This window comes from Pseudarthrobacter sp. NPDC092202 (assembly GCF_044755505.1).
Classification (GTDB): Bacteria; Actinomycetota; Actinomycetes; order Actinomycetales; family Micrococcaceae; genus Arthrobacter.
On record NZ_JBIVRG010000001.1, the window covers coordinates 660,550 to 673,684 of the forward strand.

Annotated in this window: 12 protein-coding genes; 10 read left to right on the forward strand and 2 right to left on the reverse strand. The window is 66.9% G+C overall.

The genetic code is table 11. The annotated features are described in order from the left end of the window. Positions 1–8: 8 nt before the first annotated feature. The gene (locus tag ACIQF4_RS03090) at positions 9–728 is read right to left on the reverse strand and encodes an IclR family transcriptional regulator (RefSeq protein ID WP_066276894.1); all 720 of its coding nucleotides are present in this window, start codon (positions 726–728) and stop codon (positions 9–11) included. 113 nt (positions 729–841) lie between these two features. On the opposite strand from ACIQF4_RS03090, the gene leuC reads away from it, so the two are divergent. From leuC to ACIQF4_RS03120, 6 genes are all read left to right on the forward strand, one after another. Beyond that, entirely contained in the window at positions 842–2,296 is a 1,455-nt protein-coding gene (gene leuC / locus ACIQF4_RS03095) for a 3-isopropylmalate dehydratase large subunit (RefSeq protein WP_400514317.1), read from the forward strand. 8 nt (positions 2,297–2,304) lie between these two features. After that, positions 2,305–2,916 carry a 3-isopropylmalate dehydratase small subunit gene (gene leuD, locus ACIQF4_RS03100; RefSeq protein ID WP_400514319.1) on the forward strand — a complete coding sequence of 204 codons (612 nt, stop codon included), beginning with the start codon at positions 2,305–2,307 and terminating at the stop codon, positions 2,914–2,916. A gap of 151 nt (positions 2,917–3,067) precedes the next feature. Continuing rightward, the gene (gene murA / locus ACIQF4_RS03105; RefSeq protein ID WP_188808571.1) at positions 3,068–4,393 is read left to right on the forward strand and encodes a UDP-N-acetylglucosamine 1-carboxyvinyltransferase; all 1,326 of its coding nucleotides are present in this window, start codon (positions 3,068–3,070) and stop codon (positions 4,391–4,393) included. Between the two features lie 9 nt (positions 4,394–4,402). Continuing rightward, positions 4,403–5,176 carry a lysophospholipid acyltransferase family protein gene (locus tag ACIQF4_RS03110; protein ID WP_350002593.1) on the forward strand — a complete coding sequence of 258 codons (774 nt, stop codon included), beginning with the start codon at positions 4,403–4,405 and terminating at the stop codon, positions 5,174–5,176. Beyond that, positions 5,173–6,225: an NAD(P)H-dependent glycerol-3-phosphate dehydrogenase gene (locus ACIQF4_RS03115; protein WP_400514321.1), complete on the forward strand. Its 1,053-nt coding sequence runs from the start codon at positions 5,173–5,175 to the stop codon at positions 6,223–6,225. Before ACIQF4_RS03110 ends, ACIQF4_RS03115 begins: the two co-directional genes overlap by 4 nt. A 2-nt stretch (positions 6,226–6,227) precedes the next feature. Next, complete coding sequence (locus ACIQF4_RS03120; protein ID WP_350002591.1) at positions 6,228–7,376, forward strand: D-alanine--D-alanine ligase family protein; 1,149 nt, start codon at positions 6,228–6,230, stop codon at positions 7,374–7,376. Between the two features lie 87 nt (positions 7,377–7,463). Here the strand turns inward: ACIQF4_RS03120 and ACIQF4_RS03125 are convergent, their stop codons facing one another. Further along, on the reverse strand, positions 7,464–7,967 hold the full coding sequence (locus ACIQF4_RS03125; protein WP_350002590.1) for a DUF3515 family protein: 504 nt from the start codon (positions 7,965–7,967) through the stop codon (positions 7,464–7,466). A 252-nt stretch (positions 7,968–8,219) separates the two neighbouring features. Between ACIQF4_RS03125 and thiL the strand changes: the two genes are divergently transcribed. Genes thiL through rsmD form a run of 4 tightly spaced genes read left to right on the forward strand, consistent with a single transcriptional unit; the run spans position 8,220 to position 13,105 of the window. Continuing rightward, positions 8,220–9,170, forward strand: coding sequence for a thiamine-phosphate kinase (thiL, locus tag ACIQF4_RS03130; protein ID WP_350002664.1), 951 nt, complete (start codon positions 8,220–8,222; stop codon positions 9,168–9,170). A 22-nt stretch (positions 9,171–9,192) separates the two neighbouring features. After that, positions 9,193–10,179: a DAK2 domain-containing protein gene (locus tag ACIQF4_RS03135; protein ID WP_400514324.1), complete on the forward strand. Its 987-nt coding sequence runs from the start codon at positions 9,193–9,195 to the stop codon at positions 10,177–10,179. Next, entirely contained in the window at positions 10,169–12,436 is a 2,268-nt protein-coding gene (locus tag ACIQF4_RS03140) for an ATP-dependent DNA helicase RecG (RefSeq protein WP_350002588.1), read from the forward strand. The genes ACIQF4_RS03135 and ACIQF4_RS03140 overlap by 11 nt, the downstream gene beginning before the upstream one ends. Before the next feature lie 45 nt (positions 12,437–12,481). Next, positions 12,482–13,105 (forward strand): 16S rRNA (guanine(966)-N(2))-methyltransferase RsmD, encoded by a 624-nt coding sequence (rsmD, locus tag ACIQF4_RS03145; RefSeq protein ID WP_350002587.1) that lies wholly within the window; start codon positions 12,482–12,484, stop codon positions 13,103–13,105. The last annotated feature ends 30 nt before the right edge of the window (positions 13,106–13,135 follow it).

A 13,135-nucleotide genomic window follows, 5' to 3' on the forward strand; every position in this document is an offset into this window, starting at 1 on the left:
GCGGGGCGTCAGTCGTTGTTCTTGCGGAGGGCCTCGGTAAGGAGCCGTCCGGCGTTGCACACCACTTCCGCGTGCAGCCGGCCGGGCTGGCGGGTGAGGCGCTCGATCGGCCCGGAAATGGAGACAGCCGCGATAACCCGGCCGGACGGTCCCCGCACCGGTGCGGAGACGGACGCAACCCCCGGCTCCCGTTCGCCGAGGCTCTGGCCCCAGCCCCGCCGTCGTACTCCTGCCAGGACCGTTGGCGTGAAACGCGCTGACTGCAGTCCTTCCAGAAGGCGGTCGTGGTCTTCCCATGCAAGCAGCACCTGGGCGGCCGAGCCTGCCTTCATGGACAGCTGCGTGCCCACGGGAATGGTGTCGCGGAGGCCGATGGGGCGCTCGGCCGACGCCACGCACACGCGCCAGTCACCCTGGCGGCGGAAAATCTGGGCGCTTTCGCCCGTGGCGTCGCGCAGCTGCATCAGGACGGGCCCGGCCGAAGCTATCAAACGGTCTTCACCTGCGGCGGACGCCAGCTCAACCAGGCGGCTTCCCAGGACAAAGCGGCCCTGGATATCGCGGCTGACCAGGCGGTGGTGGACCAGGGCCAGGGCGAGGCGGTGGACAGTGGGCCGGGCCAGGCCCGTGGCTGCCACGAGCTGCGCCAGCGTGGTGGGGCCGGCTTCGAGCGCGTCAAGCACCTGGGCCGCTTTATCAATGACACCGACTCCACTAGAATTGTCCATGTAATGATATTGCCGTCTCAATATCTGAGATGCAAATCTTTCGGCTGGCGCTGTGCCAAGCCGTCCTGATTCAGTTGATCTCATCAGCCAAACAGCAGTGAAGGGAGATGGCCATGGCAAAGACATTGGCCGAGAAAGTCTGGGACGCACATGTGGTGCGCAAAGGCGACGGCGAAGGTGCCAATGCCCAGCCCGACCTTCTCTTCATCGACCTTCACCTGGTCCACGAGGTCACGTCCCCGCAGGCGTTCGAAGGCCTGCGGCTGGCCGGACGCAAGCTGCGCCGCCCGGACCTCACCATCGCTACGGAGGACCACAACACTCCCACGCTGGACATCGACAAGCCTATCGCGGACCTCACCAGCCGCACCCAGATCCAGACCCTGCGCAATAACTGCGCCGAGTTCGGTGTCCGGCTGCACAGCCTGGGGGACGCGGAGCAGGGCATCGTCCACGTGGTGGGCCCGCAGCTGGGCTTGACCCAGCCGGGCATGACCGTGGTCTGCGGCGACTCCCACACCTCCACGCACGGCGCCTTCGGCGCGCTGGCCATGGGCATTGGAACGTCCGAGGTGGAGCACGTCATGGCCACCCAGACGCTGTCGCTGAAGCCGTTCAAGACCATGGCCATCAACGTCGAGGGCACCCTCCGTCCCGGCGTGACCGCCAAGGACATCATCCTCGCCGTCATCGCCAAGATCGGCACCGGCGGCGGCCAGGGCTACGTCCTGGAATACCGGGGCTCGGCCATCCGCGCCCTGTCCATGGATGCCCGGATGACCATCTGCAACATGTCCATCGAGGCCGGCGCCCGCGCCGGCATGGTGGCGCCGGACGAGACCACCTACGCCTACATGAAGGGCCGCCCCCACGCGCCGCAGGGCGCGGACTGGGACGCCGCCGTCGAGTACTGGAACACGCTGCGCACTGACGACGACGCCGTGTTCGACGTCCAGGTGGACCTGGACGCGGACACGCTGGAGCCCTTCGTCACCTGGGGCACCAACCCGGGCCAGGGCGTTTCGCTGTCCGAGTCCGTGCCGTCGCCCGAGGACTTCGGCGACGAGAATGCCAAGGCCGCCGCCGAGCGTGCGCTGCAGTACATGGGACTGGAGGCCGGCACCCCGATGAAGGACATCCGAGTGGACACCGTCTTCCTGGGCTCCTGCACCAACTCCCGGATGGAGGACCTGCGGGCTGCCGCGGACATCATCCGCGGACGCCAAAAGGACCCGAACGTCCGCATGCTGGTGGTGCCGGGCTCCGCCCGCGTACGGCTCGAAGCCGAGGCTGAGGGCCTGGACCGCGTGTTCAAGGACTTCGGCGCTGAGTGGCGCTTTGCCGGCTGCTCCATGTGCCTGGGCATGAACCCGGACCAGCTGGAGGTGGGGGAGCGCTGCGCTTCCACCTCCAACCGCAATTTCGAAGGACGCCAGGGCAAGGGCGGCCGCACCCACTTGGTCTCCCCGGTGGTCGCCGCTGCCACCGCCATCCGGGGCACCCTGAGTTCGCCCTCGGACCTTGACCCGGCCCCCGAATCCGCCGCCATCCGCACCGACGCAGCCTAGGACACGCCATGGAAAAGTTCACCACCCACACCGGAATCGGCGTCCCGCTGCGGCAGAGCAACGTGGACACGGACCAGATCATCCCCGCCGTCTACCTCAAGCGGATCACCCGGACAGGCTTCGAGGACGCCCTGTTCTCGGCGTGGCGCAAGGACCCGTCCTTCATCCTGAACAAGGAGCCCTTCAATGCCGGCTCCGTGCTGGTGGCCGGCCCGGACTTCGGCACCGGATCGTCGCGCGAACACGCTGTCTGGGCACTGAAGGACTACGGCTTCAAGGCCGTGCTTTCCTCCCGGTTCGCGGACATCTTCCGCGGGAATTCCGGCAAGCAGGGCCTGCTTGCCGCCGAACTCTCCCAGGACGACATCGAGCTGATCTGGAAGGAGCTCGAGAATGCCCCGGGGACCGGCGTCACCGTGGACCTGGTGTCCAAGACCGTGGTGTGCGGAAACATCGTTGCGCCCTTCGAAATCGACGACTACACGCGCTGGCGCCTGCTCGAAGGCCTCGACGACATCGGGCTCACCCTGCAGCATGAGGCCGACATCACGGCCTACGAAGCCACCCGCCCGTCGTTCAAGCCCAAAACCCTGCCGGCGCGCCTTTCCTCCGCGGGCTGAAGCAGAGTCGCCTGTCTTAAAAAGGTGCGACGGCGGCACGCCACGCCCTGCCGCCGTCGCCCGCGTATTTCGGTTCGGTAACGCAACCTCCTATGCTTGGTTGGAGCCTTTGCAAGGATTTGGGGGCGAGTGATCGTAAGGAAACCGGTATATGAGTAGTGTTCTGACAATCCGCGGCGGAGTCCCGCTTACAGGCCGCGTCAGCGTCCGGGGAGCGAAGAATCTTGTCCCCAAGGCGATGGTGGCCGCGTTGCTGGGCAACGAACCCTCGGTGTTGCGGAACGTGCCGGAGATCAAGGACGTGGAGGTGGTCACCTCACTCCTGCAGCTGCATGGCGTCACCGTGGTCAAGGACCCCGTCAACGGCGACCTCACGCTGGATCCCAAGGCCGCCAAGACGGCGTCCAGCACTGCCATTGACGCCCACGCTGGCGACTCCCGGATCCCTATCCTGCTCTGCGGGCCGCTGATCCACGCCATCGGTGAAGCCTTCATCCCGGACCTCGGGGGCTGCAAAATCGGCGACCGCCCCATCGACTACCACCTGGACGTGCTGCGCCAGTTCGGGGCCGTGGTGGAAAAGCGCCCCGGCGGGATCCACATCTCAGCGCCCAAGGGCCTGCACGGCGCAAAGATTTCCCTTCCCTATCCTTCCGTCGGTGCCACCGAGCAGGTCCTGCTGAGTGCCACCCGCGCAGAGGGCATTACTGAACTCTCCGGCGCCGCAACAGAGCCGGAAATCATCGACCTCATCGCCGTGCTGCAGAAGATGGGCGCCATCATCAGCGTCCAGACGGACCGGACCATCCGCATCGAAGGCGTCCGCGATCTCGGCGGCTACAACCACCGGGCCCTCTCGGACCGGAACGAGTCAGCGTCGTGGGCCTCTGCTGCGCTGGTCACCAAGGGCGACATCTTTGTTGAGGGCGCCTCCCAGCGGGACATGATGACATTCCTGAACACGTACCGCAAGGTGGGCGGCGGGATGGACATCGGCGAGGACGGCATCCGGTTCTACCACAAGGGTGGCAAGCTCAACCCGCTGGTCCTGGAAACGGACGTGCACCCCGGCTTCATGACGGACTGGCAGCAGCCGTTGGTGGTTGCCCTGACCCAGGCCGAGGGTGTCTCAATCGTCCACGAGACGGTCTACGAGAACCGCTTCGGCTTTACCGACGCACTGATCCGGATGGGCGCCAGCATCCAGGTGCACCGTGAATGCCTGGGCAGCGTGCCGTGCCGCTTCGGCCAGCGCAACTTCCTGCATTCGGCCGTGATCTCCGGACCCACCCAGCTCAAGGGCACCGATATCGACGTCCCCGACCTCCGTGGAGGCTTCAGCCACCTGATTGCCGCATTGGCGGCGACGGGAACCTCACGCGTCACCGGCATCGACATCATCAACCGCGGCTACGAACGGTTCACCGAAAAGCTGGCCGGGCTGGGTGCCGACTTCGACATCACCACCACGAAGTAGCGGGCAGACGTGAAGGAACCGGCCAAGAGCCGCGCCACCCTTGCGGTGGTCGCTGGAATAGTCCGCCCCCTGTTCAACCTCATGATGGACAAAGAGTGGAAGGGCACTGAGAAGCTGCCTGCCGGCGGCTTCATCGCGGCGCCCAACCACTGCACCGAGATCGATCCCCTGATCATCGGCCACCTCCTCTACAACCACAAGGTTCTGCCGCATTTCCTCGCCAAGTCCGGACTGTTCAAGGTTCCGGTGCTGGGCTGGGTCCTGCGGGCCACCAAGCAGATCCCTGTGGAGCGTTCGACGGCGGGAGCGAACCGTTCCCTCCAGCTCGCCCAGGAGATCGTCGCCGAAGGTGGGGCCATCATCATTTATCCCGAAGGCACCCTCACCAGGGATCCGGACCTCTGGCCCATGAAGGGCCACACCGGAGCCGCGCGGCTCGCCCTCGAAGGCGGCATTCCGGTGGTCCCGATCGCCCACTGGGGCGCCCACGAGGTCTTCCCCCGCTACGGCAAGCGGTTCCACCTGTTCCCCCGCAAAAAGTCGCGGGTAGTGGTGGGTGAGCCCGTGGATCTCAGCGCCTTCAGCGGCCGCCCCCTGGACAAGGCCACGCTGACAGCGGCCACCGATGCCATCATGGACGCCATCACCGCCCTCCTGGCGGAGATCCGCGGAGAGCAGCCTCCCGCAGAGCGGTGGGACCCGGCCAAGCAGCAGCAAGCGAAGCACGGCAGGTTCATGGAACGCGGACAGCAGCAGCCCGGCACCGGAACGGACGCTCCGTGACCGCTGGGGGAAGGCAAACGGGTTCTGCCCTTTCCGTTGCAGTCCTCGGTGCCGGCTCCTGGGGGACGACATTCGCCAAGATCCTCGCCGATGCCGCGGCTGCGGCAGGGGATCCGCGCACCATCAGGCTGTGGGGGCGCCGGGCTGAAGTGGTGGACCAGATCAACACCAGCCACGTCAATGCCCAGTACCTGAAGGACGTCCCGCTCCCGGAGAGCATCTCGGCGTCCACGGACGTCGCCGCCGTTCTCAAGGATGCCGACCTCGTGGTGATCGCCGTCCCGGCGCAGTCGTTGCGGCCCCAGTTGCGGGAATGGAAGGACCTGATCGCGCCGGACGCCATGGTGGTTTCCCTCATGAAGGGCCTGGAGCTTGGCACGGACGCCCGGATGAGCGAGGTCATCGGCGAGGAGCTTGGCCTGCCCGCCGAACGCATCGCAATCGTGTCCGGGCCCAACCTGGCCATGGAAATCGCCCGTGAAGAACCAACCGCATCCGTAGTTGCCTGCTCTGATTCCGCCGCGGCCGGATGGATCGCCAGGAGTTGCACGGCCCCCTATTTCCGGCCCTACACCACAGCGGACGTTGTTGGGGTAGAGATCGGCGGAATCGTGAAAAACGTCATTGCGCTGGCCGTGGGCATCTGCGAAGGCAAACAGATGGGGGACAACACCAAAGCGTCCGTCATCACCCGCGGACTGGCCGAGACGTCCCGCCTCGCCCTGGCGCTTGGCGGTGAGGCCAAGACAATGGCCGGCCTGGCCGGGCTCGGGGACCTCGTGGCCACCTGCTCCTCGCCGCTCTCGCGCAACCACACCGCGGGCCGTCTGCTGGGCCAGGGCCTTACGCTCGAGGAAGTTGGCCAGAAAATGACCCAGACGGCCGAAGGCATTAAGTCCGGCCAGGCTGTCCATGAGCTGGCAGGCAATCTGGGCGTCGAGATGCCCATTACGGCCGCCGTCGTTGCCGTGCTGGCCGGCAAACTGTCCGTTGACCAACTGGGGCCTGTCCTGCTGTCCCGGGAATTGAAACCTGAAGGCGATTACTGACGATGTCCCAAGAAAATTTGGCCACGGGGGAAACCGCGCCGCGGACAAAACCACGGGTGGCGGTACTTTTCGGCGGCCGCTCCAGCGAGCACGCCGTGAGTTGCGTAACGGCTGCCGGCGTACTCGGCGCCATCAACAAGGACAAGTACGAGGTGATTCCGATTGGTATCGCCAAGACCGGGCAGTGGGTCCTCACGGGTGCCGACACCGCCCAATGGTCCCTGTCCTCAACGGCCCTGCCTGAGGTGGCGCCCTCGCCGCAGACGGTGACCCTCGCCGAGATCGGGGGCGAACACCAGCTGATCGTGGCCTCCCCGAACGAGGTGCCCCGGGAGCTCGGCACCGTTGACGTCGTGTTCCCGCTGCTGCATGGCCCGTTCGGTGAGGACGGCACCATCCAGGGGCTGCTTGAACTCTCGGACACCCGCTACGTGGGTGCCGGTGTCCTGGCCTCCGCGGTAGGCATGGACAAGCACTACATGAAAGTGGTGTTCGAGGCCGCCGGGCTGCAGGTAGGCCCGTACGTGGCGGTCACGGACCGGCAGTGGCGCAAGGACCCGGAGCTGGTCCGGAAGCAGGTGGACCGGCTGGGCTTCCCGGTCTTCGTCAAACCAGCCCGCGCCGGATCGTCGATGGGTATTTCCAAGGTTGATTCCCTGGCGGACCTGGACGCCGCCATCGAGGAAGCCCGCAAGCATGACCTAAAACTTGTGATCGAAGCCGGGATTACTGGCCGGGAAATCGAATGCGCTGTCCTTGAAGGCAGGGGCACCGACGCTCCACGGACCTCCATGCCCGGAGAGATCTCCGTGGCCGGCGGCACACACGAGTTCTACGACTTCAACGCCAAGTACGTGGAGGACGACGCCGCCTCCCTCAGCTGCCCGGCCGATCTTCCGGAGGAAGCCATCTCACGGGTCCGCGAGCTGGCAGCGGCAGCGTTTGACGCCGTGGGTGCCGAAGGACTCAGCCGCGTGGACTTCTTCTACACTCCCGCCGGGGAACTCATCATCAACGAGATCAACACCATGCCCGGGTTCACGCCCAAGAGCATGTACCCGCAGATGTGGGCGGCCTCCGGCCTGGACTACGCCGACCTCATCGATGAACTGATCTACCTGGCGCTGAACCGCAAAACCGGGCTGCGCTGACGTTCCCCACCCGCCGTCCCCTGACCTCGCTTCGGCCAGGGAACCCTGCCGGCGTGGGCCCACCGCCGGCACCCTGCCGGAATGGGCCTACTGGCTGGGCGGCAGGTTTTGCAGGTCTTCCTGGCCTACGCAGTTCCGTGCCGCCGGCACCTTGCCGGCGGCCGCTGCGAGGTCTGCCAGGACTGTGGCGGAGCTGATCTTGTCCGGATCCATCAGGATCTCGGTTGCCGGTTCGCGGCCGTAGGTGGTCAGGGTCCAGACGGGGTTGCCCTCCTTGATGACCCAGTCGATGCCGTTGACGGTCACGCAGCGGTCTGTGGTGGGGCCCGGGACGTTGACGCCGCAGCGCAGGATGACCAGGGAAGGGTCTCCCCAGGCTGCCGTCGCCTGGCTGTTCGTCTTCCGGAGCGGGCTGTCGCCTATCGCGTCCGGCAATGCCACCATCATGGGAGCGCACGCCGCGTTGGCCGCGTCCTCGGCAGCAGGAACATCCACGGGGGGCGAGCACGACGTCAACGGTATGGCCGCGAGGCTCCCAATCAGTGCCAGCCTGGCAACACGGGCGGGCAGGGAAAGCTGGGCTCGGTGCATTCCTCCAGCCTATCGCCGCGAACGGACCCTGCCCGACGCCCGGCACCGCCTGCCCCCAATGTCAGGGCCCCGCGATAGCGTAGTGGGGTGCCTGAAAATCCCTCGTCCTCCCGCCCGCAATCCGATGTGCAATCCGGCGATGGCCAGTCCGACGCGAACCAGCTGACCGTCCCCGCCCCGACCGTCCCTGCGCTGGCTGTTTCTGCCCTCTCCGAGGGCGAGCTGCTGGCCCGCATCTTCCCGCGACTGGCCATGGAAGGCACGTACGGCGCCGCCACCCTTTTAGGGCCGGGGGATGACGCTGCCGTGATCGCCGCTCCGGACGGCAGGACGGTCATCAGCATCGATACGCAGGTCCAGGACCAGGACTTCAGGCTCCAGTGGCCAAGCGGCTACAAGACCACCGGCTTTGACGTCGGCTGGAAAGCAGCGGCGCAAAACCTCAGCGACATCAACGCCATGGGCGCCACTGCAACCTCGCTGGTGGTAAGCCTCACCCTTCCCCCTGAGACCCCTGTGGGCTGGGTTGAGGACCTGGCCGACGGCCTCACCTCCGCGATCAGGGAGCTCGGTGCGGCCAACTGCTCGGTAGCGGGCGGCGACCTGGGCCGCGGGCGGGAAATTTCCGTGACCGTCGCAGTCCTCGGCACCCTGGATGGCGGTCCGGCCGTCCTCCGTTCCGGAGCCAAACCAGGAGACATCCTTGCCCTCGCAGGCACCGCCGGCCATGCCGCAGCAGGCCTCGCCCTGCTGGAGTCCAGCGTTCCACTGGACAGTCTCGGCCCTGAACTGCGCGGCCTGGCGGAACTCCAGTGCAGGCCGCAGCCACCCCTGGCCGCCGGGCCCGCCGCTCGGGCTGCCGGCGCCACTGCGATGCTGGACATTTCGGACGGAATGCTGCGGGACGGCCTGCGGCTGGCGGCGGCCAGCGGTGTCGCCGTCGACCTCCATCCGGGTCCGCTGGAACGGCTGAAGGACATCCTGCTGCCCGCCGCGGAACTGCTGCACGCGGATGCCCGGGACTGGGTGCTCGGCGGCGGGGAAGACCACGGGCTGCTGGCCACATTCCCCTCCAGCACCCCGCTGCCCCCTGGATTCACTGCGATAGGCTCAATACAAGCACTGGGAATCAACGAGCGCCCGGGCGTCACAATAGCGGGCCGGTCCGCGGACACCGGGGGATGGGATCACTTTGCACACTAAGGTTGCCGCCAACGCGCAAGCGATGAAGAGGTGGTTGGGCAAGGCTGAAACAGCACTTGGCAACCACAGCGACCGCCTGAATGCCATCAATATTTTTCCGGTGGCCGACGGCGACACCGGGACCAACCTCTACGTCACCGTGCGGGCAGCCGCCCGGGCCGTGTCCGCCGGCGGGGACCAGCCGGCCCAGATGGACGTGGGCGCCGTCCTGGCCACCGCGGGACAAGCCGCAATGGAGGAGGCCCGGGGAAACTCCGGAACACTCCTCTCGGTGTTCCTGTCTGCCGCCGCTGAACCACTCGCAGGCCACACCCGCCTGACGTCCACCCTCCTCGCAGCAGCTCTCAACCGCGCCCAGATCCGCGCCTGGTCAGCCCTCAGCGACCCCGTTCCCGGAACCATGCTCTCGGTCATGGAAGCGGCAGCCAGGGCTGCGGCCGCCGTGGACGCAGGGCAAAACGGAAACGACAGCAACCATGCCCTGGGATTGGCCCTGGATGCCGCCGTCGAAGCTGCCCTCGCAGCCGTGATCCACACCGAGGACCAACTGGCCGCCCTGACCTCCGCGCACGTGGTGGACGCCGGCGGGGTGGGAATGCTGCTGATCCTCGATTGCCTGCGCTCGGCGATCCTGGGGGAGGAACTCCAGGGCAAGCTCCTTGACGGGCTGCACGGCTACGACGTGTCGGACCCGCACATCCACACCGCCATGCCGGACGACGACGGCGTGGAAGTCATGTGCACCATCAGCCTTTCCCCGCTCAACGCAGCCACTCTCCGGCAGCGGCTGGACGAGATCGGCGAGTCAGTCATCATGAGCCAGGTGGGCAGCGGGCCTGACACCGAGGGCAACTACCGATGGCGCGTCCACGTCCATGTGCCCGAGGGGGAGCCGGCCGTCGAGATCATCAGGTCCTTCGGTGAGCCCGCCAACATCAGCATCAGCGAACTTGCCCTGCCGCGCGATCCGGCAGCGGATGCAGTGAACTCCAGCGGGCATGAGCGCTGAACTGGACCTGGCGCTGGAACGCCGGCTTGGCAAGCGTTCCGCAGCCGTCATTGAGAAACACCTGGGCATCACCACGGTGGAGGGGCTGCTTAACTATTACCCGCGCCGCTACATGAACCGCGGGGAGCTGACCCCCATCAGCGAGATCCCGCGGGACGAGGAAGTCACGCTGATTGCACGGGTCCTGTCCAGCAGCACCCGCCGCATGCAGGCGCGCCGGGGCACCATCACGGACGTTGTGGTGTCCGACGACGACGGAAAACAGGGACTACGGCTGGTAGGTGGCACCGAGTACCGCGGCAAAGCGCCCGGGACCCTCAAAATCAGCTTTTTCAACGGCTACAAGGCCCAAGCGGAACTGCTCCAGGGCCGGCTTGCGCTCTTCTCCGGCAAGGTCACCAGCTTCAAGGGATCCCTAGGCCTCACCAACCCGGACTACCAGCTCCTGGACGAGGACATGTTCAGCGACAACGGCCGCGATCCGGAAAAGATGGCCGCAATGCCCATCCCCGTGTATCCGGCCACGTCCAAGCTGCCCAGCTGGAAAATCCAGAAGGCCGTATCAACCCTGCTCGAAACCGCTGACCTCGACTCCCTGCCCGACCCCATCCCTGCCGCGATCGCAGAACGGGAGAAATTCCTGCCCATCGCCAGGGCGTACCGGCTGATCCACGAGCCGGAGTCAGCCGGTGACTGGCAGCAAGCCCGCCGCCGTTTCCGGTACCAGGAAGCCCTGGTGCTGCAGTCCGCCCTCGCCCGCCGCCGCGCCCAGCTCGCTGCGGAGGAAGCCACGGCCCGCCGGCCCGTCCCGGACGGTCTCCTGTCCCGCTTCGACGCTGACCTGCCGTTCACCCTCACGGCCGGGCAGGCCGCCGTCGGGGAGACGCTCGGGCGCGAGCTGGCCCGCGACACCCCCATGAACCGGCTCCTCCAGGGCGAAGTGGGCTCCGGCAAGACCGTCGTGGCCCTCCGGGCAATGCTGCAGGTGGTGGATGCCGGGGGCCAGGCAGCCCTGCTGGCACCCACGGAAGTCCTCGCCGCACAGCATTTCGATTCAATCCGCCGCACGCTGGGAGCCCTGTCCAGCGACGGGCTGCTGGGCGGAACGGACGGCGCCTCCGTCCAGGTCTCACTGCTCACCGGGTCCATGCCCACGGCGGCACGCCGCCAGGCGATGCTTGATGCCGCGTCCGGGACGGCGGGGATCGTCATCGGCACGCATGCCCTGCTCAGCGGCAATGTTTCGTTTTACGATCTTGGCCTTATCGTGGTGGATGAACAGCACCGTTTCGGCGTGGAGCAGCGTGACGCGCTCCGGGCCAAGGCCAGGAAGCCCCCGCACCTGCTCGTCATGACGGCCACGCCCATACCGCGCACGGTGGCCATGACCGTTTTCGGCGACCTGGAAACGTCCGTCCTGGACGAGCTGCCGGCCGGCCGGGCGCCCATCTCCACCCACCTGGTGGGGCTCGCCGAAAACCCGGCGTGGGCCGGCCGCATCTGGGCGCGGGCCCGGGAAGAGATTGACGCGGGCCACCAGGTGTACGTGGTGTGCCCCAGGATCGGAACGGACGACGACGGCGATTTCAGTCCCGGGGAGGCGGCGCCTCCGCCGGGGGACACGGAAGGCGACGGCGGGCGGGAGCTCGCATCGGTGACAGCCGTCGTCGAGCATCTGTTGGAGGAGCCGTCGTTGTCCGGCGTTCCGCTGGCGCCGCTCCATGGCCGGCAGGAGCCTGACCTGAAATTCGGGGTGATGGACGACTTTGCCGCAAACCGCATCAAGCTGCTGGTGTCCACCACCGTGATCGAGGTGGGCGTGGATGTCCACAACGCCACCCTGATGGTCATCCTTGATGCCGACAGGTTCGGGATCTCCCAGCTGCATCAGCTCCGCGGCCGCGTGGGCCGGGGAGGGCTGCCGGGCACCTGCCTGCTGGTGACCTCCCTTGAGCCGGGCCACCCCAGCAGGCGCAGGCTCGAAGCAGTGGCCGCAACAACTGACGGGTTTGCACTGTCCGAGGAGGACCTCAAGATGCGTCGCGAGGGCGACATCCTCGGTGCCTCGCAGTCAGGCGGACGCTCCACCCTGAAGCTGCTGCGGGTCCTGGAACACGGGGATGTGATTGCCCGGGCACGTGAAGATGCGCAGCAGATCGTGGGCGAAGACCCCGCCCTGGCGGCCCGCCCGGAGCTTGCCGAGGCGATAGAGAAGTACCTCAATCCGGAAAAGGAGGCGTTCCTTGAACGCGGATAGCATGGTGCGCGCCGGACAGCCTGGCTTCGCAGACAGGAGTGTTCAATGACCCGGATCATTGCGGGGGCCGCCGGCGGTTCCCCCCTCACGGCCGTTCCCGGTTCCCTGACCAGGCCCACCACGGACCGGGTCAAGGAGGCGCTCTTCTCCCGGCTTGACGCCTTCAACGCCATCGCCGGAGCCAGGGTCCTGGACCTATACGCAGGCTCAGGCTCCCTGGGGGTAGAGAGCGGCAGCAGGGGAGCCCGCACAGTCGACCTCGTGGAGTCAGACGGCAAGGCAAGCGCCGTGTGCCAGCGCAATGCCGACCTCGTCAACGGCGTCCTGGGGCGCAAGGCCGTCACCGTGCACCGTTCCAAGGTCGAACCCTTCCTGGACCGCGCCCCGGAAACCGCTGAGTGGGACCTAGTTTTCATGGACCCCCCGTACCCGCTTGAGGAAGTGGCGCTGAATGCCGCGCTCCAGAAACTGGCCCGCCACCTGTCGCCTGCCGCCGTGGTGGTGGTGGAGCGGTCGTCCCGTTCCCCGGAACCACAGTGGCCCGACGCCCTGACGCGGTTCGCAGAGAAGAAATACGGGGAAACCAGGCTTTGGTACGCGGAGCCCTACGTGCCTGACGCCATTGACGGGGACGACATTCCGGACGGGCAGGAACCGGCGGAACCCTAGCCTCTTCCGGCGCCCGTCCTGTTCATCGCC